20 protein-coding genes are annotated in these 22,157 nt (G+C 67.3%); 11 read left to right on the forward strand and 9 right to left on the reverse strand.

Annotated features, from left to right (window positions below; translation table 11 throughout):
- Nucleotides 1-1,143, reverse strand: a complete 1,143-nt coding sequence (locus NX774_RS10840) for an efflux RND transporter periplasmic adaptor subunit (protein WP_258822183.1) — start codon at nucleotides 1,141-1,143, stop codon at nucleotides 1-3.
- Nucleotides 1,144-1,449: 306 nt separating this feature from the next.
- Nucleotides 1,450-1,866 (reverse strand): divergent PAP2 family protein, encoded by a 417-nt coding sequence (locus NX774_RS10845; RefSeq protein WP_258822184.1) that lies wholly within the window; start codon nucleotides 1,864-1,866, stop codon nucleotides 1,450-1,452.
- A 122-nt stretch (nucleotides 1,867-1,988) separates the two neighbouring features.
- Here NX774_RS10845 and NX774_RS10850 point away from each other — a divergent pair, with 122 nt between their 5' ends.
- The 4 genes from NX774_RS10850 to NX774_RS10865 all read left to right on the forward strand — a co-directional run bounded on the left by NX774_RS10850 (nucleotide 1,989) and on the right by NX774_RS10865 (nucleotide 6,097).
- Entirely contained in the window at nucleotides 1,989-3,044 is a 1,056-nt protein-coding gene (locus NX774_RS10850; protein WP_258822185.1) for a DUF475 domain-containing protein, read from the forward strand.
- A 23-nt stretch (nucleotides 3,045-3,067) separates the two neighbouring features.
- Nucleotides 3,068-3,643: a TerD family protein gene (locus tag NX774_RS10855; RefSeq protein ID WP_258822186.1), complete on the forward strand. Its 576-nt coding sequence runs from the start codon at nucleotides 3,068-3,070 to the stop codon at nucleotides 3,641-3,643.
- Nucleotides 3,644-3,740: 97 nt separating this feature from the next.
- Nucleotides 3,741-4,139: a DUF8785 domain-containing protein gene (locus NX774_RS10860; protein ID WP_258822187.1), complete on the forward strand. Its 399-nt coding sequence runs from the start codon at nucleotides 3,741-3,743 to the stop codon at nucleotides 4,137-4,139.
- A 143-nt stretch (nucleotides 4,140-4,282) separates the two neighbouring features.
- A complete protein-coding gene (locus tag NX774_RS10865) occupies nucleotides 4,283-6,097 on the forward strand; it encodes an alkaline phosphatase D family protein (protein WP_258822188.1) in 1,815 nt (604 codons plus the stop codon).
- Between the two features lie 42 nt (nucleotides 6,098-6,139).
- Here NX774_RS10865 and NX774_RS10870 read toward each other — a convergent pair whose 3' ends face one another.
- The 4 genes from NX774_RS10870 to NX774_RS10885 form a co-directional block, all read right to left on the reverse strand.
- Nucleotides 6,140-6,547: a hypothetical protein gene (locus NX774_RS10870; protein WP_258822189.1), complete on the reverse strand. Its 408-nt coding sequence runs from the start codon at nucleotides 6,545-6,547 to the stop codon at nucleotides 6,140-6,142.
- Nucleotides 6,544-6,714 carry a hypothetical protein gene (locus NX774_RS10875; RefSeq protein ID WP_258822190.1) on the reverse strand — a complete coding sequence of 57 codons (171 nt, stop codon included), beginning with the start codon at nucleotides 6,712-6,714 and terminating at the stop codon, nucleotides 6,544-6,546. The genes NX774_RS10870 and NX774_RS10875 overlap by 4 nt, the downstream gene beginning before the upstream one ends.
- 287 nt (nucleotides 6,715-7,001) lie before the next feature.
- Nucleotides 7,002-9,302, reverse strand: coding sequence for a coiled-coil domain-containing protein (locus NX774_RS10880; RefSeq protein WP_258822191.1), 2,301 nt, complete (start codon nucleotides 9,300-9,302; stop codon nucleotides 7,002-7,004).
- A gap of 122 nt (nucleotides 9,303-9,424) precedes the next feature.
- The gene (locus tag NX774_RS10885) at nucleotides 9,425-10,435 is read right to left on the reverse strand and encodes a serine/threonine protein kinase (protein WP_258822192.1); all 1,011 of its coding nucleotides are present in this window, start codon (nucleotides 10,433-10,435) and stop codon (nucleotides 9,425-9,427) included.
- A gap of 89 nt (nucleotides 10,436-10,524) precedes the next feature.
- Between NX774_RS10885 and NX774_RS10890 the strand changes: the two genes are divergently transcribed.
- Nucleotides 10,525-11,211, forward strand: a complete 687-nt coding sequence (locus tag NX774_RS10890) for a UPF0149 family protein (protein ID WP_258822193.1) — start codon at nucleotides 10,525-10,527, stop codon at nucleotides 11,209-11,211.
- A gap of 120 nt (nucleotides 11,212-11,331) precedes the next feature.
- On the opposite strand, the gene NX774_RS10895 is transcribed toward NX774_RS10890, so the two are convergent.
- On the reverse strand, nucleotides 11,332-12,477 hold the full coding sequence (locus NX774_RS10895; protein WP_258822194.1) for an HPP family protein: 1,146 nt from the start codon (nucleotides 12,475-12,477) through the stop codon (nucleotides 11,332-11,334).
- 202 nt (nucleotides 12,478-12,679) lie between these two features.
- On the opposite strand from NX774_RS10895, the gene NX774_RS10900 reads away from it, so the two are divergent.
- On the forward strand, nucleotides 12,680-13,645 hold the full coding sequence (locus NX774_RS10900) for an MBL fold metallo-hydrolase (protein WP_258822195.1): 966 nt from the start codon (nucleotides 12,680-12,682) through the stop codon (nucleotides 13,643-13,645).
- 235 nt (nucleotides 13,646-13,880) lie between these two features.
- A complete protein-coding gene (locus NX774_RS10905) occupies nucleotides 13,881-15,428 on the forward strand; it encodes a hypothetical protein (RefSeq protein WP_258822196.1) in 1,548 nt (515 codons plus the stop codon).
- A 16-nt stretch (nucleotides 15,429-15,444) separates the two neighbouring features.
- On the opposite strand, the gene NX774_RS10910 is transcribed toward NX774_RS10905, so the two are convergent.
- Entirely contained in the window at nucleotides 15,445-17,922 is a 2,478-nt protein-coding gene (locus NX774_RS10910; RefSeq protein WP_258822197.1) for a hybrid sensor histidine kinase/response regulator, read from the reverse strand.
- A 62-nt stretch (nucleotides 17,923-17,984) separates the two neighbouring features.
- Nucleotides 17,985-18,566, reverse strand: coding sequence for an oligoribonuclease (gene orn / locus NX774_RS10915; RefSeq protein ID WP_258822198.1), 582 nt, complete (start codon nucleotides 18,564-18,566; stop codon nucleotides 17,985-17,987).
- A gap of 49 nt (nucleotides 18,567-18,615) precedes the next feature.
- Between orn and NX774_RS10920 the strand changes: the two genes are divergently transcribed.
- The 4 genes from NX774_RS10920 (at nucleotide 18,616) to argF (ending at nucleotide 22,130) form a co-directional block, all read left to right on the forward strand.
- Nucleotides 18,616-19,884, forward strand: a complete 1,269-nt coding sequence (locus tag NX774_RS10920; protein WP_258822199.1) for a M48 family metallopeptidase — start codon at nucleotides 18,616-18,618, stop codon at nucleotides 19,882-19,884.
- Nucleotides 19,881-20,213, forward strand: a complete 333-nt coding sequence (locus NX774_RS10925; RefSeq protein WP_258822200.1) for a 4a-hydroxytetrahydrobiopterin dehydratase — start codon at nucleotides 19,881-19,883, stop codon at nucleotides 20,211-20,213. Before NX774_RS10920 ends, NX774_RS10925 begins: the two co-directional genes overlap by 4 nt.
- Nucleotides 20,210-21,100: a ribosome small subunit-dependent GTPase A gene (rsgA, locus tag NX774_RS10930; protein WP_258822201.1), complete on the forward strand. Its 891-nt coding sequence runs from the start codon at nucleotides 20,210-20,212 to the stop codon at nucleotides 21,098-21,100. The genes NX774_RS10925 and rsgA overlap by 4 nt, the downstream gene beginning before the upstream one ends.
- Before the next feature lie 103 nt (nucleotides 21,101-21,203).
- Nucleotides 21,204-22,130: an ornithine carbamoyltransferase gene (argF, locus tag NX774_RS10935; protein WP_258822202.1), complete on the forward strand. Its 927-nt coding sequence runs from the start codon at nucleotides 21,204-21,206 to the stop codon at nucleotides 22,128-22,130.
- Nucleotides 22,131-22,157: the final 27 nt, after the last annotated feature.

The following is a 22,157-nucleotide window of genomic DNA, read 5'->3' on the forward strand; positions in this document are numbered from 1 at the left end:
TTACTTCCCCTGCACCGGGTTGCCTGCGCTGGCCACCTTGCCAACCGACAGCTCCACCGGCTGGCCGTCCTTCAGGCTCGAACCAGGGTTGCGCAGCACCGCGTCGCCGCTCTTCAGGCCGCCCTTGATCTCCAGCTTGCCGGTGCGCTGGTCGCGCGCGCCCAGCAGCACGTCCACCTTGGCGATGCTCTTGCCATTCAGGCGCCAGGCATAGGTCTTGTCGCCGGCGCGCACCAGCGCGCTTTCCGGCAGCATCAGCGCGTCGGTGGTCTCGGCGTCGATGCGCCCTTCGGCATACAGGCCGGACACGCGCGGCTGCGCGCTTTGGCCGGCAAAGCTGACCAGCACCTCGACCTGGCGCGTCACGTCGTTGGCGGCCGGGTCGATGCGCTTGACGGTGCCGGCAAACGGCTGGTCGCCGTAGCCGTTGATGCGAAACGCCACCTGCTGGCCCACCTTGACCTGGCTGATCTTGTCGGCCGACACGCGGCCCTCGAAGCGCATGCTGCTCGGGTCGATCACCTTCAGCAGTTCCTTGCCGATCGAGGCGGTGTCGCCGTTCGACACCTTGCGGTCGGACACGATGCCGTCGAACGGCGCGCGCACCACGGTGCGGCCGAGCTGCTGGCGCGCCGACACTTCGCGCGCACGGGCAGCCGACAGGTCGCTCTGGGCATTGTTGCGGCGCACTTCGGCGTCGTCGAAGGCCTGCTGCGAGACCATGCCCGATGCGCGCAGCGTCTTCAGGCGCTCGACCTGGCGGTTGGCCTGGTCGAAGGCCTGGCTCGAGGCGCGCACCGCTTCCTGGGCCGACAGCAGGCTGTCGCGGATCGAGGTCTCGTCCAGCTTGACCAGCACGTCGCCCTTCTTGACCGGCTCGCCATTCTCCTTGAGTACCTGCAACACCACCGCCTGCACCTCGGCACGCAGGTCGGCGCGGCGCTCGGGCTGGATCGAGCCGGTGATGACCGGGCCGGACACCAGCGAGTTGCTCTGCACCGTCAGCAAGTCTTCCTGCGAGACCAACAACTGGACCGGCTTCGCATCCTTGCCGTTGGCCGCCTGGGCCGGTTGCGCGGGCCCCTTGCTGCAGGCGGCCAGCGCCGCTCCCATGGCAAGGACGAGAATAGTTTTACGCAGCATTGTCAATCTCCGAGGAATGGACTTTTGGGTTCTTATGAATATGCGAATAAATACAGCCAGCGCGCAGTATCCTAGAGGCCGCTACAAGCGTCAATTAAAGACGCCGCCGGTTGCCGGAATCGATGGATGAACTGCGTTATAAGGCGACGAACTGCATCCCGGCCGGGATGAAATGCAGGGAAAACTGTCCGGCCTGTCCGGGTCGTCCGCGGACAGGGGACGTAGGGTGGGCACTTGTGCCCACCTGCACGCACGCGCCGCGTGCCAGACCGCGTGGGCTCAAGAGCCCACCCTACAAACTGTTGCCTATTTAAACAGGGCGTGGATGAGGAAGCCCATCGCGATGCCGGTGCAAATGCCGCCGCCGATTTCGACCAGCGTGTGCCCCATCCGTTCGCGCAGCCAGGTATGAGCGGCATCATCCTTGGCGAGCCGGTTGATGGCCGCCGCCTGGCGCCCCACGTGCTGGCGCAGGCTGTTGGCGTCGATCATCACGATGAAGGCCAGCGTCACCGCGACCCCGAACGCCGGATGGCCGATCCCCTCGCGCAGCGCGATCAGGGTCGCCATGCTGGTGACCACCGAGCTATGGTTGCTCGGAAAGCCCCCATTGCCCACCAGGTTGAACGCCCAGCGCCGCTGGCGCGCGCTGTTGATCAGGAATTTGATCGGACCGACCGCCACCCAGGTCAGCAGCGGAGTTACCAGATATGCGAAATCCATGCTTGTTCCAGAAAATGTTGAGCGCGCGGCATTATCTCAGAACCCGGCCCCCGCGGCGACCTTCCTTGCGCCACCCGCCGATGGGAGCCAGTAATATTCCTTCAACAGGGAAGGGAGAGCTGATGCAACATTTCAGGCTGTCGATCATCGTCACCGTGGTGCTGCTGGGTCTGGCGGGCTGGTGGGGCTATATGCATGGCGGCGTGCCGGGCTTGCTGGGCGCGCTGTGGATCGCGGCCGTGCTCGGCGTGCTGGAGGTGTCGCTGTCGTTCGACAACGCGGTGGTCAACGCCACCGTGCTGCGCGGCTGGAACGCATTCTGGCAGCGCCTGTTCCTGACGGTGGGCATCGTCGTGGCCGTGTTCGGCATGCGGCTCGTATTTCCGCTGGCCATAGTCGCGGTGGCCACCGGGCTCGGGCTGGTCGACGTCTGGCACATGGCCGTGGCCACCCCGGACATCTATGCGCGCCACCTGGCCGCCCGCCATGCCGAGGTGGCGGTGTTCGGCGGCGCCTTCCTGCTGCTGGTCTTCCTCAACTTCCTGTTCGACGGCGACAAGCAACTGCACTGGCTGGGCAAGATCGAGGAAAAGGTCGGCAAATATGGCACCGAAGGGCTGGCCGTGCTGCTGACGCTGCTGGCCGCGTTCGGCGCCATGAACCTGGTGGGGCCGGCCGACCAGCTGCCGGTGCTCATCGCCGGCGTGGTCGGGGTGGCCGTGTACGTGGGCGTGGACTGGATCAGCGGGCTGCTCGAGGAAGAAGAGCACGACCCGGCCATCGGCCAGATCATCTCGCGCGGCAGCATCGGCGGCTTCCTGTACCTGGAGGTGCTGGACGCCTCGTTCAGCTTTGACGGCGTGATCGGCGCATTTGCCATCTCCAACGACGTGGTCATCATCATGCTGGGGCTGGCCATCGGCGCCATGTTCGTGCGCTCGCTCACCGTGTTCCTGGTCCGGCGCGGCACGCTCGACCAGTTCGTGTTCCTCGAGCACGGCGCGCACTACGCAATCGGCATCCTGGCGCTGATCATGTTCCTCAGCGTGGAGTACGAGATCCCCGAATGGTTCACCGGCCTGTCCGGCGTCGTGTTCATCCTCGTGTCGCTGTGGTCGTCGATCCGCTACCGCAAGCGGATGGCGCGCGCAGACGAGGGCAAGCCGGAGCTGGCCTAGCTCATCCAAGAAAGGAAAGTCCCATGGCGATCAGCCTGAAAACAGGCGGCAATGTCAGCCTGACCAAGGAAGACCCGGGCGTCAAGCGCGTGATCCTCGGCCTGAACTGGGAGCCGCGCGAGGCCGGCAGCATCGGCGTGGACCTGGACGGCAGCGCGTTCATGCTGCGCGCGGACGGCAAGGTGCGCGACGACGGCGACTTCGTCTTCTACAACAACCTGCGCTCCGAGGACGGCTCGGTCGAGCGCACCACCGACAGCCGGATCGACGTGGCCAGCGGCGACGACGAGCGGCTCGAAGTGGACCTGGCCCACGTGCCGCCGGACATCGCCCGCATCGCGGTGGCGGTCACCATCCACGACCCGGACACGCCCGGGCAGACGCTGGGCATGGTCAACCACGCCTTCCTGCGCTGCCTGAACGCCGACACCGAGCGCGAGATCGCCCGCTACGAGCTGCCCGAGGACTGCGCCGAACAGACCTCGATGGTGGTGGGCGAGCTGGTGCGCAGCAACGGCGACTGGCAGTTCCGGGCAGTGGGCCAGGGCTACCGCGGCGGGCTGGCGCCGCTGGCGCGCGCGTATGGCGTGAACGCGTGACAGTTTGACAATCGACGCGCCCGTGGCAGAATGGACGCGCTTACCCGGCGGTGCGGCACGCCCACCGCCCAACTTGTTACGCCACCAGACCATGCCGATGACCCTGCCAAAGCGCGCCAGCGCGATCCTGCTGTCCCTGCTCGTTGCCGTTGCCCTGCTGTTCTCCCTGTATGTCTGGATCACGCTGTCATGGTCGTACTCCGAGGGCGAGCGCGCCGGCTACCTGCAGAAGCTGTCGAAGAAAGGCTGGCTGTGCAAGACCTGGGAAGGCGAGATCCTGCTGTCGAGCATGCCCGGCGCCATTCCCGAGCGCTTCACCTTCACCGTGCGCGACCCGGCCGTGGTGCAGCAGATGCTGCCGCTGATGGGCCAGCGCGTGCAGATCACCTACGCCCAGCACAAGGGCGTGCCCACCACCTGCTTTGGCGAGACCGAATACTTCGTCGAAAAAGTGAGCGGCGGCGGCCAGCGCCCGACGGGCGCCGGTAATATGTAGCACGGATCAAACCGGCCTCATCCATTCGGCCGCCATATCACAACATCATGAACCGTTCAGCAGGATACACCTGAGCGCGATCAAACGCGCCCGTCCGCCCTTCCCCTACGCTTCAGGCAAACAAGCGTTCACGGGAGCCTCACATGGATCGACGGGCGTTTATTCGCAGCGCAATGTTCTACACGGTCGCGAGCGCCACCGGCGGCCTGGCGGGCTGCCACGCGGGCGGCAATGACGGCGATGGCGACGGCGGGGGCGGCAATCCACCGCCGCCGGCCAACACCGCCTTCCCGCAGGGCGTGGCCAGCGGCGACCCCAAGGAATCGAGCATCGTGTTCTGGACGCGCTACCCGGGCACCGGCGCCGCCGGCCCGCGCGCGATCCGGCTCGAGCTCTCGCTGTCCGACACCTTCTCGAGCATCGTCGCAAGTGTGGGGCTGTCCGCCCTGCCCGCCTGGGACTACACGGTGCGCGCCAAGGTCACGGGCCTGTCGCCCGGCACGCCGTACTACTACCGCTTCGTGGCCGGGGCCAACACCAGCCCGGTGGGCATGGCCCGCACCGCCCCGGCGGCGTCGAGCACCCCGCAATCGCTGCGCTTTGCCTGGCTCTCGTGCCAGGACTGGAGCTACAACCACTGGGGCGCGTTCACGCTGCTGGCGCAGGAGCAGCTCGACTTCGTGGTGCACGTGGGCGACTACATCTACGAAGCGGTGGATACCTCGTTCCACCGCGGCCAGGCCGAACCGGCGCACGGCTACATCACGCTGCCCAACGGCGTGCCCAACCCCGGCAGCACGGCAGGTATCCACGCCACCAGCGTGGAAGACTACCGCACCCTGTACCGAACCTACCGCGGCGACACCCGGCTGCAAGAGGTGCACCGCCGCTTCCCCATGATCGGCGTGTGGGACGACCACGAATTCTCGGACGACTGCTGGCAGGACCACCAGACCTACGACAACAGCAACACGCGCGAAACCCAGCGCCGGCGCAATGCCAACCAGGCCTGGGCCGAGTACATGCCGGTGGACTTCGGCGACGTCTCGTTCGACCTGTCCAACCCGGCCTACGACAACATCCGCCTGTACCGCGACTTCCGCTTCGGCACCCTGCTGCACCTTGTGATGACGGACGAGCGCCTGTACCGCGACGACCACGTGGTGGCCGAGTCGCTGGTGGCCGAAATGCAGGGCCACGACCCGGTGCACGGAGACGACTACATCGGCGCGCGCAGCCTGGTGATCCGCGACGTGCTGCTGGGGGCGGAGCGGGCCGACACCATCGCGCTGGGCCATGTGCCGTCGATCCTCGGCCAGACGCAAGCCACGTGGTGGAAGAACACCCTGCGCGCCTCGACCGCGCGCTGGAAGGTGTGGGGCAACGAAGTCACGCTCAACCGCATGTGGCTCGACCTGCGCGGCAAGGTCCCGGCGCCGTATGACCAGCTGTACGTGCTCAATGCCGACGTGTGGGACGGCTACCCGTCCGCCCGTGCGGAGCTGATGAGCTACCTGAAGGCGCAGAACATCCGCAACGTGGTGGCGGTGTCGGGCGACCTGCACGCCTTCCAGTGCGGCGTGGTGCGCGACAACCCGGACCCGTCGGTCGGCACGCCGGTGATGGTCGATTTCGTCGGCGCGGGCGTCAGCAGCCTGTCGTACTACCACGAGATCCTGCAGGAACTGGGCAAGCTCGGCTCGTCCGCGCTGACGGACCTGGCCGCGATCCCGCGCGCGCTCGACCGCCTGCTGCTCGACCACAATCCCGACCTGGTGTATGGCGACCACGACGCGCAAGGCTATGCGGTGGCGACGGTGACGGCGGACAGCTTCGTGGTGGACTACAACAAGGTCAAGCCGCTCAACGACAACGGCACCGCGCCGTCCAACCCGCTGGACAAGCGCACGCGGATCACGCTCGGATTTGGATCGACGAGTCCTGTTGTAGTGGGATAGCGCCAGCCAGGCGACCAGGAAGGGCGAGACTGACGCACCGGATCAGTGAGCAGTCTCGTCTTTCAGTAACCAGCCTCGGATTTCCTTGAGGGCACGCTCAAGCGTACGTTCGGTCAAGGTCAGTGCGATCACCTTTTCATCGACCGCGATTGGCACCGGCTGGTCCGGGCGCTGCAGCGTGATCGCACTGGCCCAGCTCGTGTAAATTTCTCCAAGTCCGGCAGGTGACTCCTGGACAATTCTTACTGCACGCAGCGCTCTCCAACAGATAACGCTGGCGATGGGGTTGCCATCAAAGAACAGCTCACCGTCCGCGTACTTGTCGTTGGCGTAGGGCTGACAGACTTCCCCCGGCGGCAAAGCCGCGGCCAGCTGCCTTATCCAGAAGGAACGCAAGGCTACGTACTCCTGCTTGTCTTCCAAAAAATTTTCGTAGAGAAAAGTGCTCATCCGAATGCCATACCGCTTTGTACTTCAATGTCGACCCGCCGTCCGTGGCGATCGCCCCGCACCAGGAAGGATTTGGCCGTGTGTGCGGCGACACCACCGTGCGCCGCCGCGTTGCGCATGAAGCGGCGGGCATCGTCGAACGCCTTGGAACGCAGCGCCGCCTCCACCTTATCATGCCTAGCCTGGAGACTGTTCGCGAGCTATATACCGTTCGCGACCGGTAACGGCACGGATTGCGCCCACGACTCCGAATCGTTAACCGGACCACCTTGAGAGGATGCGACCGCGGTGCACCGCAGCTTGTCTGGTTCCTGGCGCGCTCTCGCTCACGTGCTTATCCCGTCAAGGTTGATGGACCCCACGCGCGCACGGCTGCAACCGCAAACGCGAACGGCGCGACAAATGCGCGCCGTTCAATTATTGATGAGAAGGCTAGTGCCCCCGTCAGGCTGGATCAACCTCGGCGCGGGATGACCGTCGCCAGCCGCTTGGCTGCCTGCGCCGCCGACGGCTGCTTGATACGGTCGATCACCTCGCGCGTCAGGTCTTCGGATGCGGCGCGCTGCTCGGCCTCGGCCTTGCGCTCGCCCAGCACTTGCTTGGTCGCGGCCACCTCGGCCATCTGGTCGTCGTAGCGGCGGCTTTCGAACTCGGCCAGCTCCTGCTTGGCCTGCGCCATCTCGGCCGTGGCCTGCGCGACCTTGCGCTGCATCTCGGCGTGCGCCTGTGCCTTCTCCAGCAGCGCGCGCTGCGCCTCGCGCTTGTCGATGGCCGCCTGCGCCGCGGCCTGCTCGGCCAGTTCCTGCTGGCGCGCCATCAGCGCCTCTTCTTCCAGCGCCTGCGCCCGTGCCTCGGCGGCGCGCGCGCACGCCAGTTCCGAGGCCAGCTTAGCGTTCGCCGCCTGGTTGGCGCGCGCCTCGGCCTCGGCCTGTTCGCGCTGGGCCGTCATTTTTTGCTCGGCCAGCAGCAGCGCCTCGCGCGCGGCCTGCGTGGCTTCCCGTTCGGCCGCAATCGCTTCGTCCAGCAGCGCCAGCTTCTGCTGCTCGGCTGCGGCGCGCTCGGCCTGCGCGCGCGCCAGTTCAGCCGCGCGCTGCGCCTGTGCCTGCACGGCGGCGGCGGCCGCTTCCTCGTGCTCGGCCTCTTCGACCACCTTGGCCGCAGCCAGGCGCGTCGCTTCGACCGCCGCACGCTTGGCTTGCTCGATGCGGCGTTCGGCCTCGGCCTTCTCGCGCAGCAGCGCGGTTTCTTCCTGCTCGGCCTGCGCGCGGGCCTGGGCGGCAGCGGTGGTCTGGCGCTCGACCTCGAGCTTTTCCTGCAACTGGGCCAGCGCCGCGCCTTCCGCCTCGGCGCGCTCGCGCTCGGCAGCCACCAGCCGCTCGGCTTCCTCGGCCCGGCGCGTTGCGGCTTCGGCCGCCAGGCGCTGCTGCTCGACCTGCTGCGCCATCGCCGCCAGCGCGCGCTGCTCGGCATCGTTCTCGGCGGCGCGCGCGTCGGCCTCCTGCTGGGCCAGCGCCGCGCGCTCCTCGGCCAGCTGGCGCTGGCGCTTCTGTTCCTCGGCTTCGCGCTGGGCTGCCTGCGCCGCCGCCTCGTCGGCCGCGGCACGTTCCTTGGCCTGCTGCGCGGCGATGGTTTCGGCGGCCAACTTGGCCTCCACCTGCATGCCCGCCTCTTCCTCGGCGCGAGCGCGCTCGAACGCCACCTCACGCAGCTTGCGGTCGGCCTCGATGCGGGCCTCGGTCGCGGCCATGATGCGCGCTTCCGCTTCGCGCCGCGCTTCGGCGGCGGCCAGCGCGGTCTTTTCCAGGCGCTCGCGGTGCAGCGCGGCGTCACGCAGTTCCTTCTCGGTCTGCAGGCGCATGCGCAGCGATTGCGCGGCGATGCGCTCGGACTCGGCCTGCGCCAGCGCGGTCGCCTCGCGTTCCTGTTCGATGTGTGCCAGTGCCCTGGCCTCCTCGAGCGCGCGCGCCTCGGCGCCGGCGCGGGCGAAGCTTGAAGCCAGCGCGATCTGGTCCGCGCGCTCGCGCTGGCGCGCCAGCTCCAGCGCCTCGGCTTCGGCCTCGGCCAGCTTCTCGGCGGTCTGGCGTGCTTCCTTCTCGGCGCGCTCGCGTTCGCGCGCCAGGATCGCCACGCGCGCGTCGGCACTGGCGCTGTGCAGCACTTCTTCCTTGGCCGCGTGCACGGCGGCCACCCGTTCGGCCGCCTGCAGGCGCGCCTGCTCGGTCTGGTGCAGCAGCTCGTCGGCCGCCTGCGCGGCCCTGGCCGCCAGTGCGGCTTCGGCTTCGATCTGTTCGGCGGCGCGGCGGCGCGCCTCTTCCTCGCTGCGGGCGCGCGCTTCGGCGGCCAGGCGGATGTGGGTGTCGGCTTCCATGCGCGCGCGCAGTTCGGCCGTTTCGGCGCGCACCGCTTCCAGCCGCTCGGCGGCGGCCTTGGCGGCGGCGCGCAGGGCGTCCACGCGGTCGCGGTTGGCCTCGATCGCCTCTTCCGATGCCTGCACGCTGGCCAGCGCCGCGGCGGCGGCCTCGGCGTCCATTGCCGCGCGCTGCTCGGCCAGCTGGCGCGCCTGCGCCTCGGCGGCGGCGCGGCTGCCGGCGGCGCAATTGGCCTTGGCCTCGGCCTCGACGCGGGCAATGGCCAGCTTGATGTCGTCCATCGCCAGCGGCGCGCGGGTTTCGTGCGCCACGACCGGGCCGTCCGCGGCGGGCGGCAGGTCGATGATCAGGTCGGCGTCGTTCGGCTGGTTCGGCTCAGGGTGCATCAGGGGTCTCGTTGGCGCGCTGGAAGGGGTCTCGCGTCGATTATCCGCCCCCGCCCCGGCCTTCAGCGCCCAAAGGAGACGCGGAAAACCCGCTCAATTCCGGTGTTCAAAAGCAGGAATTGTCAGACCGGCCACAGGGGTGGCTCATCCATCAACGCGACCTGTTCGCGCAGTTCCAGGATGCGGTCCTGCCAGTAACGCTGGGTGTTAAACCACGGGAAAGCCACCGGGAACGCCGGGTCGGACCAGCGCATCGCCAGCCAGCCCGAGTAGTGGATCAGGCGCAGCGTGCGCAGCGCTTCGACCAGGTACAGCTCGCGCGGGTCGAAGTCGCAGAAATCCTCGTAGCCGGCCAGCACGTCGGCCATCTGGCGCACCATCTCGCTGCGCTCGCCCGACAGCAGCATCCACAAGTCCTGCACCGCCGGCCCCATGCGGCTGTCGTCGAAGTCCACGAAGTGCGGCCCGTCGTTGGTCCACAGCACGTTGCCCGAGTGGCAATCGCCGTGCAGCCGCAGCAGGTTCACGTCGCCGGCGCGCTCGTAGCAGCGCGCCACGCCGTCCAGCGCCTGGTCCACCACGCTGCGGTAGGTGGCCAGCAGGTCGGGCGGAATGAAGCCGTGCTGCAGCAGGTAGTCGCGCGGCTGGCGCCCGAAGGTGTCCGGGTCGATGGCCGGGCGCTGCCGGTATGGCGCAACGCCGCCCAGCGCATGGATGCGGCCGATGAAACGCCCGATCCATTCCAGCGTTTTCGGGTCCGACAGCTCCGGCGCGCGCCCGCCCCGGCTGGGGAAAACGGCAAACAGGAAACCATCGAACGCGTGCAGCGTCTTGCCATCCAGCACCCGCGCCGGCACCACCGGCACCTCGCGCTCAGCCAGTTCGGCCACGAACGCGTGCTCTTCCAGGATCTGCGCCTCGGTCCAGCGCCCGGGCCGGTAGAATTTGACCACCACCGGCGCGCCCTCGTCGCGCCCGACCTGGTACACCCGGTTCTCGTAGCTGTTCAGCGCCAGCAGGCGTCCGTCGCCGTGCAGGCCGACGCTCTCGACGGCATCCAGGACCCGGTCCGGGTCGAGTCGTTCGTAGGGGTGCAGCAAGGGCGATTCCGGGTTGTCGCGAGTAGGGTCCATGGGCGCTATTGTAAGTCCGGCAGCATAATTTCGTGCGCTCGCCAGCTCGCAGGCGTTAAACTGGCGGCTTCACCGCAACAAGAGCAATCATGCACCTCGACCAGCCCCTGACCGAAAAAGAATTCGACGAACTCGACCGCTTCCTGCTGTCCGACCGCAGCCCGGAAGACGCGATGACCATGGACACCCTGCACGGCTACCTGACCGCGATCGCGATCGGGCCCGAGACCATCATGCCGGCCGAATGGCTGCCGCGCGTGTGGGGCGAGGAAGGCGTCGCGCCGAAATGGAAGAACAACAAGGAAGAAGAACACATCGTCAACCTGATCATGCGCTTCATGAACGAAGTGCTGGTCACGTTCGAGGTCGCGCCCAAGGAATTCGAGCCGCTGTACTGCGAGCACGAAGTCGGTGGCCAGACGCTGATCGACGCCGAGGCCTGGTGCTGGGGCTTCTGGGAAGGCATGGAGCTGCGCCCCGGTTCCTGGGACGAGATCTGGGATTCGGAAGTGGCCGACCTGATGCGCCCGATCTACCTGCTGGGCGCCGACGAGATCGACGAAGAGGAGCTGCCCGAGGTCGAGGACCCGGCCAAGGCGCACAAGCTGGCGCTCGAGATCGAGGCCAACCTGCCGGCCATCCACCGGTTCTGGCTGCCGCGCAGGAAGCCGGCGGTGGAAACCGTCAAGCGCGACGAAGCCAAGGTCGGCCGCAACGACGACTGCCCCTGCGGCAGCGGCAAGAAGTACAAGAAGTGCTGCGGCGCTGATGCGTGACCCGTAGGGTGGGCGGGTCTCCCGCCCACGCGTTCAAGCGGCGCTTGCGGGCCGAATCGCACACGGAGCCGCAGACGCTGGTTGAACGCGTGGGCAGGAAGACCTGCCCACCCTACCGTCTCAGGCGGCCCTCAGCCGCACCTCATACATCGCCGCCAGCAGATCCGACTGGCTCACGATCCCGACGAATACCCCGTCCGCATCGACCACCGGAATGTGGTGCAGGCCGCTGTTGGCCATCAGCGGCACCAGTTCGGCGATCGGCTCGTCCGCGCGCACCGTCTTCACGTCGGTGGTCATGATCTGCGCCACCACCTCCGGCCGGTCCGGGCGGTAGCCAAACACCAGGCCCGCCAGCTCGCCCAGGCGCTCCCCCACCGTGCGGTATTCGTCCAGCCCCGCGTGATGCAGGAAATCGCTTTGCCCCACGATGCCCGCCACGCGCCGGTCGCGCCGCAGCACCGGCAGCGCGTGCACGCGGTGGCGCCGCAGCAGCCGCCAGGCCAGCGCCAGCGGCGCCGAGGGCTCGATCGTCACCACGTCCCTGGACATGATCTCGCCGCAGGTGATCACGCCGAAGCGCCGCCCGTAGGCATGCATCTCGGTCTCGAACAGGATGTGCTCGAGGTCGTCCCGGCTCACGTCCAGCACCTGGCCGTAGCGCGCCAGCGCCGCATCCAGGTCTTCCTTGGCAAAGCCCAGGCGCGCGGTGGGAACGGGATCGCGCGTGGCATGGGTGTTGGTCATGCTGGAGCGCTGCGGGTGTGGATAGCGGCGCCCGGTCAGGTTGTTGAACGCCAGCGCCACCAGCACCAGCAGCAGCGAATTGAGCATCACCACCGTCAGGTAGGTGCCGGGATGCGCGGCAAAGCCCCACAGCACCGCGTTGAGCGCCACCGCGGCGCCGGGCGGGTGCAGGCAGCGCAGGTAGAACATCACCCCGATCGCCACGCCGCCCGCGAGCGGTGCCGCCAGCAGCGGCGAACCGATCAGGTGCGCGCAAAAAATGCCCACCAGCGCCGACACCAGGTTGCCGGCCAGGATCGACCACGGCTGCGCCAGCGGGCTGGCCGGCAGGCAGAACAGCAGCACGGCCGACGCCCCCATCGGCGCGATCAGGTAGGCGCCCTTGCCGCCCAGCGCCATATGGCTGAGTGCACCGGTCAGCAGCAGCCCGAGCAGCGCGCCGGACGCCGCCCTGCCCCGTTCGGTGGTGCTCGCCGTATTCGGCTGCGGCCAGAATTCGCGCAGCCAGTCTTTCCCCATTACCGCCATCGGCGCAACCACTTCCAAAATTTCCAGAGGCGCAATTAGACCACAGCCACGCTGGCCTTGCAGGAGCCACCCCATGCAGGGGGCAAGCGGCGCCGCGCCTGTTCATGTACGATACTCAACAGTGCAAAAAATGCACCGCAACAACAGTGCTGCCGCGTGCAGCGACAAACCCATCGCTCGACAGGATAAGAACATGACCAGCAAATTCAACAAGCACGTCCTCGCCTCCCTTGTGGCCGCCGCTGCGGTGGCCTGCGCCGCCGGCCCGGCCTTCGCCGCCGCGCCGATGGCCAAGACCCCTGCCCCCGGCTACTTCCGGGTGATGCTGGGCGCCTTCGAAGTCACGCCGCTGTCGGACGGCACGGTGGACCTGCCGGTGGACCAGTTGCTGCACCAGAAGCCCGAGCAGACCCGTGCCGAGCTGGCCAAATCCTTCCAAAAAGTGCCGCTGGAAACTTCGGACAACGCCTACCTGGTCAACACCGGCAGCAAGCTGGTGCTGATCGACACCGGCGCCGGCGCGCTGTTCGGCCCGACCCTGGGCAAGCTGGTGGCCAACCTGAAGGCCGCCGGCTACCAGCCCGAGCAGGTGGACGAAATCTACATCACCCACTTCCACGGCGACCACGTGGGCGGGCTGGCCAGTAACGGCCAGGCCGTGTTCCCCAACGCCATCGTGCGCGCGGCCAAGCACGAAGCCGACTTCTGGCTCAGCGAAGAGGTCATGAACAAGGCGCCGGCCGACAAGAAGGGCTACTTCCAGGCCGCACAGGGTGTGCTGGCCCCGTACGTCAAGGCCGGCAAGCTGCAAACCTTCGACGGCGACGTCGAGCTGGTGCCGGGCGTGCGCGCCAACACCGGCCACGGCCACACGCCGGGCCACACCACCTACACGGTGGAAAGCCAGGGCCAGAAGCTGGTACTGATCGGCGACCTGATCCACGTGGCCGGCGTGCAGATGGCGCACCCGGAAGTGACGATCGGCTTTGACAGCGACGAGAAGACCGCCGCCGCCGAGCGCAAGAAAACCTTCGACGCGGCAGCCAAGGGCGGCTACCTGATCGGCGGTGCGCACCTGCAATTCCCCGGCATGGGCCACCTGCGCACCGAGGGCAAGGGCTACCGCTATGTGCCGGTGAACTTCACCCAGATGCGCTAACGGACTCCTCCGTTCACGTAGGGTGGGCTCTCGAGCCCACGCGGTCCGCACGCGGCCCATGTACCGCGTGGGCACAAGTGCCCACCCTACGGTTCCTTCAGCATTACCTCCCCCTGACCTGCCTCAAGTTGCCCACACCGGGCGACGCCGCGCGCCCGCGCCACCCGCTCTAACTGCCAGAACAACAGGCACACCCGTCCGTCGTGGCGCCCGAGATTGCAGATCAGGAGCAGTAATGATTTTCCAACCAAGAACCTGGTGCGCCCGCTTGTGCGCACTCGCCGTGTCCTGCGCATCGGCATCATTCGCCCATGCCGGCAACAGCGGCCAGCCCGCGCCACCGATGCCGCAGGTCGCGGCCGGCAGCCTGCCGGCGCAGATGCAAGGGCCGGTGAAGCGGCTCGAAGCCGTGCTCAAAGCCCAAGGCTACGAAGTCGCCCGCGGCGCCACGAAGCTGTTCACCATCGCGGACTGCAAATACCCGATCGCCGTGATCGGCAACTGCCTCGGCAACAACCCGGCAGCGCCGTACGTGATCGCCACCGTGCCGCTGTGGTCCGACGAGTACGCGGACAACAGCATGCGCAACCTGCTCGGCCCCTTGCCGGACAAGACCTGGGGCACGCACCGCTTCGACCAGCGCGAGGCATTGCTGGTGGTCGGCCAGCTGCCGCCGCCGGCCAAGTACTTCGGCTTGCAGACCTACGTGTTCACGCGCGAAACCCAGGTCAACACCGCCGATCCGATCTACCGCAGCGTGACCGATCCCTACCTGCACCAGATCCTGTTCGGCACCTCGGCCGAGCCGTCGCGCCTGGTCATGTTCGCCAGCATCGGCAACAGCAACAACGACGTGGTCATCAAGCGCCAGTCGGGCGCGGTCTTCAACCAGCAGCGCGCGTTCGTCGTCTCGACCGACGCCGCGCTGTCGCGCGAACTGACCGCGGCGCTGGTGCGCGCCGGCCTGTGCGACAAGGACAATGTGTTCGCCGAACCGGTGTCCGGGCAGGTCGCGCGGCTCGGGCTGAACCGCGAGGCGGACGACTTCATGACCGTGATCCGCTATGCCCAGCCGCTGGACGAACATGCCGGCAACCGCTGGCGCGAGCACCCGCCGCTGCTGGTGCTGCGGGTGCGCGACAAGGGCGCCCATGCCAGTGAACCATGGCCCAAACCAGCCTATGATCCGAAGACGGCGCGTCCCGAACTGGCGCTGGCCGGCGACCTGGCGCAACTGGTCGCGGCAATCAAGCAGCGCTGGGGACAACCGTCGGCGCCCAGCACCTCGTTCGAGAGCCTGCAGGTGTCGGTGGACCTGATCGGGCAGCATTGCCTGCTGCGGCCCATGAACTGCCTGGGCGACACCCAGGATGCCGACTACCAGGTCAGCCCCACGCTCATGCCGGACGCGAACCACGTCATCGCGGTGGCCGGCACGCTCGGCACCCGGACCGGCAATGCCACCTACGTCGGCCTGTCGGTCAACTGGTTGTCGGTGCTGCAGGGCGTGAGCAACCTGTCCGACCGCGACCTGGCGGGCAGCGCGCGTCCGTTCGCGTCAATGGTCGCCAACAGCGGCAAGTTCTACGTCCAGTACTTTGCGCGCGACTGCCGCGGCATCCGGCCGTGCCAGACGATCACCGAGCAAATGGTGCCGCGCGGCGAAGCTGTCAAGGTCATCCAGCGCAACTACGTGGTGCCGGGATCGGCGCGCGGGGCCGATCCGAACCAGGTGCTCAACCCGGTGGCGATCGTGCTCGACCGGGCAGCGATGGCGCGCTGATCGCGCGGGCGTGGTCTCAGCCGGCGGCGTCCGCTTTGGCCACGATCTCGTCCAGCACCTGCGCCAGCCGGTCCATGTCCACCGGCTTGACCAGGTGGTAGCGAAAGCCCGAGGCAAACGCCTGCTCGCGGTCCTGCTCCTGCCCGTAGCCGGTCACGGCGATCAGCACGCTGTCCGCCGTTTCCGGTTGCGCGCGCAGGCGCCGCGCCAGCTCGTTGCCGTCCATGTCGGGCAGGCCGATGTCGAGCAGGCAGGCGTCCGGCCGCTCGGCGTGCGCGCGGGCCAGCGCCTTGCGCGAATCGTGCTCCACCAGCACCTCGTGGCCGCAGGCCTCGAGCAGCATGCCCAGGGTCAGGGCCGCGTCCGCGTTGTCGTCCACCACCAGGAGCTTGAGCGTGCCGCGCGCACGCTGCGGGCGCGGCGCCTGGCGCCGTTCCTGGCTGGGTGGCGGCTCGACCGCCGGCAGCGCGATCGTGAAGGTGCTGCCCTGGCCCGGCCCCGCGCTCTCGCAGGTCACCGAACCGCCGTGCAGCTCGACCAGGTGCTTGACCAGCGCCAGCCCCAACCCCAGCCCGCCGAGCGCGCGGTCGGACGAGCGTTGCGCCTGCGTGAACAGGTCGAACACGCGCGCGGTCAGCTCCGGCTCCATGCCGATGCCCTCGTCGCGCACCGCCAGCACCAGCTGGCCGTCGCGGCGCGTCGCGCTCACGTCGATGCGGCGGCCGTCGGGCGTGTACTTGGCCGCGTTGCCGAGCACGTTGGCCAGCACCTGCACCAGCCGCGCCTTGTCGCCCATGACGGTGATGGCTTCGTCCTGCACCGTGACCGACAGCTGCTGGCCGCGCGCGCGCACCAGCGGCAGCACCTGTTCGACCGCCTCGTCCACGATGGTGTGCGCCGACACCGGCCCCCGGTCCAGGGTGACCAGTCCGCGCGTGACGCGCGACACGTCCAGCAGGTCGTCCACCAGGCTGATCATGTGCCTGACCTGGCGCCCGATGATGGTGCTGGAGCGGCGCACGCGCTCCTCGTCGAGCCGGCCCAGGTTCAGCAGTTCGGCCGCCGCCGAAATCGGCGCGAGCGGGTTGCGCAGCTCGTGCGCCAGCATCGCCAGGAATTCGTCCTTGCGGCGGTCGGCCTCGCGCAGCTTTTCTTCGGCCAGCTTGCGGTCGGTGATATCGCGGAAGAACGAGACGATCCCGTCCTGGGTGGGATAGGCGCGCACGTCGGTCCAGACCATCGTGCCATCCTGGCGCCGGTGGCAGTACTCGGCACTGCCGGACTGCCGGGTCTCCATCACCCGGATGTACATGCGGCCGGCATCGGAGTCGCGCGCCTCGGGGAACAGCTCCCAGTGGTTGCGCCCGATGATCTGGTGCGCGTCCAGGCCGGCCATGCGCAGGCCCTCGGCGTTCATGTGCAGCACGCGCCAGTCGCGGTCGATCAGCAGGTAGCCTTCGGCGATGGTGTCGAAGATGTACTGGCTGCGGTCGCGCTCCATGCGCAACTCGGTCTGCGCGCGCGCCGTCTCCAGCGCCGCCCAGGTGCGCTCGGCCGTGCTGCGGGTATAGGCCAGTTCCTGCTCGGTCCAGCGCGATGGTTCGCGCCGGTTCAGGCTCAGGAATGCGGTCAGGCGCCCGGCCCTCACCAAGGGCATCGTCAACACCGAGCCGATCTGGTCCTGCTCCCAGGCGTCGACCGACGCCGCGGTGCGCGGGTCATGCCGCACGTCGTCCACCAGTACCGCTTCGCCGCGGCTGAGCGCATCGCCGATCGCGGGGCCGAACGCGTCGAGCCGGAACTCCTGGCGTCCCGCGTCGGGCAGCCCCGGCCGCGCAAAGTAAAACGGGATGTGGAAGGTGCCGCGCTCGGCGTCCACCTCGCCGTACACGACCCGGTCCACGCCAAGATGCTCGCCCAGCAGGCGGCTGGCCGTTTCCAGCACCTGCTCGGGCGTGGTCAGGGCCAGCAGGGCGTCCGACAGCTCCAGCTCGAACGCCGCGCGCCGTTCGCCCATCACCCGCTCGGTGGTCTCGATCACGGTGCAGTACATGCCGCCCACCGTGCCGTCGGCGCCGTGCAGGGGCGAATAGGAGAACGTGAAATAGCTTTGCTCGGGATAGCCGCGCCGCACCACCGTCAGCGGCAGGTCCTCGAAATAGGCCGACTTGCCCGACAGCGCACGGTCCACGATCGGCGCGATGTCGGCCCAGATTTCAGCCCAGATCGCCTGGAACGACTGGCCCAGCGCGGCCGGGTGCTTGTCGCCCATGATGCGCGCGTAGGCGTCGTTGTAGAGGAATCCCAGTCCCGTGCCCCAGGCGATGAACATCGGGAACGCCGAGTCCAGCACCATGCCCAGCGCGGTGCACAGCGGCGCCGGCCACGCATCGGGGTGGCCAAGCGGGGACCGGTTCCAGTCGACGGCGCGCAGCCTGTCCCGGACCTCCCCGTCCCCTTCGAAGCACAGCTCGCTTTGTGAAATCTGTGACATGGGGCGATTGTCGCATAATTTCTGTTTCCGCCATGCACGATGGGCATGGCCCGGGCGACGGCTTACAGCTTGATGAAATGCTCCCGGTAGTAGCGCAGTTCTTCCACCGATTCCAGGATGTCCGCTAGCGCGGTGTGCTTCTGGTGCTTCTTGAACCCGGCGGCCAGTTCCGGCTTCCAGCGGCGGCACAGTTCCTTCAGGGTCGAGACGTCCAGGTTACGGTAGTGGAAGAACGCCTCCAGCTTGGGCATGCCGCGCGCCATGAAGCGGCGGTCCTGGCAGATGGTGTTGCCGCACATCGGCGACTTGCCCGCCGGGACAAAGTTTTTCAGGAAGGCGATCAGCGCCGCTTCGGCGTCCGCCTCGGTCACGGTCGATGCGCGCACCCGGTCGATCAGGCCCGAGCGGCCGTGCGTGCCCTTGTTCCACGAGTCCATCTTGTCCAGCACCTCGTCGCTCTGGTGGATCGCGAACACCGGCCCTTCGGCCAGCACGTTCAGGTGCGGGTCGGTCACCACGACCGCAACCTCGATGATGCGGTCGTTGTCCGGGTCCAGGCCGGTCATCTCCATGTCCACCCACACCAGGTTGAACTCGTTGGGGCGCTGGGCGGTGACTGCTTCGAAATCGGTGGCTTGTGACATAATTCTCTCTTCTTGCCTAATCAATCCTGCATTTTCTCACAGGCACACAATGTCTTCACTCGCGTTTTCGCTCTTGTTCGTGATTTTTTTCGTGCTCACGCTGGGCCTGCGCTTCTGGCTTGCCACGCGCCACATCCGGCATATCGCGAACAACCGCAACGCGGTCCCGCCCGACTTTGCCGCCAAGGTGCCGCTTGGCGCGCACCAGAAGGCCGCCGACTACACCATTGCCAAGACCCGTTTTGGCCTGGCGGCGCTGTTCTGGAACGGCCTGGTGCTGGTTGGCTTTACCCTGCTGGGCGGCCTGCAGGCGCTATCCACCTGGGTGCTGCACCTGGCGGGTCCAGGCATGCTACACCAGATAGGGTTGGTGGTCGCCTTCACTGTCGTCTCCGGTGTGCTCGACCTGCCCTTCAACTGGTACCGCCAGTTCGTCATCGAACAGCGCTTCGGCTTCAACAAAATGACGCTCGGCCTGTGGATCGCCGACGGCATCAAGGGCGCGCTGCTGGGCGCCGTGATCGGCCTGCCCCTGCTGTGGGTGGTGCTCACGCTGATGGCAAAGACGGGCGACCTGTGGTGGCTGTGGGCGTGGGTGGTCTGGAGCGGCTTCCAGCTGCTGCTGATGGTGCTTTACCCCACCGTGATCGCCCCGCTCTTCAACAAGTTCACGCCGCTCGCGGATGAAAGCCTGAAGGGCCGCATCGAGGGCCTGATGGCGCGCGTCGGCTTTGCCGCCAAGGGCCTGTTCGTGATGGACGGCTCCAAGCGCAGCGCGCACGGCAACGCCTACTTCTCGGGCTTTGGCGCCAACAAGCGCATCGTCTTCTTCGACACCCTGCTCGAGCGCCTGGCGCCGCAGGAGATCGAGGCGGTGCTGGCGCACGAGCTCGGGCACTTCAAGCTCAAGCACATCGTCAAGCGCATCGTGGTGCTGTTCGCGGTGTCGCTGGCCATGCTCGCGCTGCTCGGCTACCTGAAGAACCAGGCCTGGTTCTACACGGGTCTTGGCGTGGAACCGCTGATGGGCGACGCCAACGACGCCATGGCGCTGATCCTGTTCATGCTGGTGCTGCCGGTGTTCACCTTCGTGCTCTCGCCGATCAACTCGATCACCTCGCGCAAGCACGAATTCGAGGCGGACGCCTTTGCCGCGCGCCACACCGACTACCGCGACCTGGTCTCGGCGCTGGTCAAGATGTACGAAGATAACGCCTCGACCCTGACGCCCGACCCGCTGCACTCGGCCTTCTACGATTCGCACCCGCCGGCCTCGGTGCGGGTGCGCCACCTGAACCTGGCGGCGGGGGCGGCATGAGCCTTACGGACAAGCGCTGCGCACATGGCGCCCAGGCCCTCGAGCAGGCGGCGATCGATGCCCTGTTGCCGCAGGTGCCCGGCTGGGCCGTGCAAGGTAACCAGCTGGTGCGCTCGTTCGAGTTCAACGACTACCACCAGACCATCGAATTCGTGAACGCACTGGCGTGGATGATCCACGCCCAGGACCACCACCCGGAGCTGACCGTGCGCTACCGCCACTGCATCGTTGCGTACAGCACGCACACGGCCGGCAACAACATCTCGGAAAACGACTTCATCTGCGCCGCCAGGGCCAACCGGATCTACGACGAGCGGGCCACGGCATGAAGGAACTGCTCGGCACCATCGTCGCGGCGCACGGCCGCCATTACGTGGCCGACGTCGACGGCCGCATCCTGCAGTGCGTCACGCGCGGGAAAAAGACCAACGTGGCGGTCGGCGACATCGTCCACCTGAAACAAACCTCGGAAAACCAGGCGGTGATCGAAAAGATCGACGAGCGCAAGACCTTGCTCTACCGCTCGGACCAGTACAAGTCCAAGCTGCTGGCCGCCAACGTGACGCGCCTGTTCATCGTCGTGGCCACCGAACCCGGTTTCGCGGACGACCTGGTCTCGCGCGCGCTGGTGGCGGCGGAAAGCGCGGGCGTGCAGGCCCACCTCATCCTGAACAAGACCGACGTCGAGGAACTGCTGCCGCGGGCGCGCGAGCGCGCCGGGGTCTATGCCAGGCTGGGCTATCCGGTGCACGAGGTGTCGGCCAAGCGCGAGCCGCAGCGCACCGTCGAGATCCTGGCGCCCCTGCTGGCGGGCGAATCGTCGATCTTCATCGGCCAGTCCGGCATGGGCAAGTCCTCGCTGGTGAACCTGCTGGTACCGGAGGCCGACGCCGCCGTGCGCGAGATCTCGGAAGCGCTCGACACCGGCAAGCACACCACCACCTTCACCCGGCTGTACAAACTGCCCGGCGGCGGCGCGATCATCGACTCGCCCGGCTTCCAGGAATTCGGCCTGTACCACCTGACCGAGGGCATGCTCGAGCGCGCCTTCGTCGAATTCGCGCCCTACCTAGGGGGATGCAAGTTTTACAACTGCCACCACCTGGCCGAGCCGCAGTGCGCGGTGCTGCAGGCAGTCGAGGATGGCCAGATCGCGCCCATGCGCCACGCGCTGTACGCTCAGCTCGTGCACGAATCGTCGCAGACGTTGTATTAACGACCTGTATAGACAAGAGAATCGGCGCCCCCGCGGAACCGCTTTCCCTAAGGGCAAGCAAAACCCCCTATAATCGAAGGTCGAACGTACTACAAGTTACGCTATGCCAGGCAATAAACCCATCAAGCACTTCCTGCAGTTCTCCGATTTCAGCCGCGACGAATACGAGTACCTGATCGAGCGCGCCACGGTCATCAAGCGCAAATTCAAGAACTACGAGGTGTACCACCCGCTGGTCGACCGCACGCTGGTGATGGTGTTCGAGAAGAGCTCGACGCGCACGCGCCTGTCGTTCGAGGCCGGCATGCACCAGCTGGGCGGCGCCGCGATCTACCTGAACACGCGCGACAGCCAGCTTGGCCGCGGCGAGCCGATCGAGGACGCCGGCCAGGTCATGAGCCGCATGTGCGACATCATCATGGTGCGCACCTTCGGCCAGGACATCATCGAGCGCTTCGCCGCCTACTCGCGCGTGCCGGTGATTAATGGCCTGACCAACGAGCACCACCCGTGCCAGGTGCTGGCCGACATCTTCACCTTCCACGAGCACCGCGGCTCGATCGCCGGCAAGACCGTGGCCTGGATCGGCGACGCCAACAACATGCTGTATTCGTGGCTGCAGGCAGCCGAAGTGTTCGGCTTCCACCTGAACGTGGCCACGGCAAAAGGCTACGAACTGGACCCGAAACTGGTCTCGACCTCCCGCTACACCCTGTTCGACAACCCGTCCGACGCCTGCGAAGGTGCGCACCTGGTCAACACCGACGTGTGGACCAGCATGGGCTACGAGAAGGAGAATGCCGAGCGCATGAAGGCCTTCGACGGCTTCATCGTGGACGCGGCCAAGATGGCGCGCGCCGCGCCCGACGCGCTGTTCATGCACTGCCTGCCCGCCCACCGCGGCGAGGAAGTGGCGGCCGAAGTCATCGACGGCCCGCAGTCGGTGGTCTGGGACGAAGCCGAGAACCGCCTGCACGTGCAGAAGGCGCTGATCGAATACCTGCTGCTTGGCCGGATCGAAGACAAATAATTTATACTGTTCACCCACACTGAAGCT

The organism is Massilia agilis (genome assembly GCF_024756255.1).
Lineage (GTDB): Bacteria > Pseudomonadota > Gammaproteobacteria > Burkholderiales > Burkholderiaceae_D > Telluria > Telluria agilis.

Bases quoted from the DNA above. Each gene is read 5' to 3' on its own strand.
- NX774_RS10840 (WP_258822183.1), bottom strand. From the start codon at position 1,143: ATGCTGCGTAAAACTATTCTCGTCCTTGCCATGGGAGCGGCGCTGGCC.
- NX774_RS10845 (WP_258822184.1), bottom strand. From the start codon at position 1,866: ATGGATTTCGCATATCTGGTAACTCCGCTGCTGACCTGGGTGGCGGTC.
- NX774_RS10850 (WP_258822185.1), top strand. From the start codon at position 1,989: ATGCAACATTTCAGGCTGTCGATCATCGTCACCGTGGTGCTGCTGGGT.
- NX774_RS10855 (WP_258822186.1), top strand. From the start codon at position 3,068: ATGGCGATCAGCCTGAAAACAGGCGGCAATGTCAGCCTGACCAAGGAA.
- NX774_RS10860 (WP_258822187.1), top strand. From the start codon at position 3,741: ATGACCCTGCCAAAGCGCGCCAGCGCGATCCTGCTGTCCCTGCTCGTT.
- NX774_RS10865 (WP_258822188.1), top strand. From the start codon at position 4,283: ATGGATCGACGGGCGTTTATTCGCAGCGCAATGTTCTACACGGTCGCG.
- NX774_RS10870 (WP_258822189.1), bottom strand. From the start codon at position 6,547: ATGAGCACTTTTCTCTACGAAAATTTTTTGGAAGACAAGCAGGAGTAC.
- NX774_RS10880 (WP_258822191.1), bottom strand. From the start codon at position 9,302: ATGCACCCTGAGCCGAACCAGCCGAACGACGCCGACCTGATCATCGAC.
- NX774_RS10885 (WP_258822192.1), bottom strand. From the start codon at position 10,435: ATGGACCCTACTCGCGACAACCCGGAATCGCCCTTGCTGCACCCCTAC.
- NX774_RS10890 (WP_258822193.1), top strand. From the start codon at position 10,525: ATGCACCTCGACCAGCCCCTGACCGAAAAAGAATTCGACGAACTCGAC.
- NX774_RS10895 (WP_258822194.1), bottom strand. From the start codon at position 12,477: ATGGGGAAAGACTGGCTGCGCGAATTCTGGCCGCAGCCGAATACGGCG.
- NX774_RS10900 (WP_258822195.1), top strand. From the start codon at position 12,680: ATGACCAGCAAATTCAACAAGCACGTCCTCGCCTCCCTTGTGGCCGCC.
- NX774_RS10905 (WP_258822196.1), top strand. From the start codon at position 13,881: ATGATTTTCCAACCAAGAACCTGGTGCGCCCGCTTGTGCGCACTCGCC.
- NX774_RS10910 (WP_258822197.1), bottom strand. From the start codon at position 17,922: ATGTCACAGATTTCACAAAGCGAGCTGTGCTTCGAAGGGGACGGGGAG.
- orn (WP_258822198.1), bottom strand. From the start codon at position 18,566: ATGTCACAAGCCACCGATTTCGAAGCAGTCACCGCCCAGCGCCCCAAC.
- NX774_RS10920 (WP_258822199.1), top strand. From the start codon at position 18,616: ATGTCTTCACTCGCGTTTTCGCTCTTGTTCGTGATTTTTTTCGTGCTC.
- NX774_RS10925 (WP_258822200.1), top strand. From the start codon at position 19,881: ATGAGCCTTACGGACAAGCGCTGCGCACATGGCGCCCAGGCCCTCGAG.
- rsgA (WP_258822201.1), top strand. From the start codon at position 20,210: ATGAAGGAACTGCTCGGCACCATCGTCGCGGCGCACGGCCGCCATTAC.
- argF (WP_258822202.1), top strand. From the start codon at position 21,204: ATGCCAGGCAATAAACCCATCAAGCACTTCCTGCAGTTCTCCGATTTC.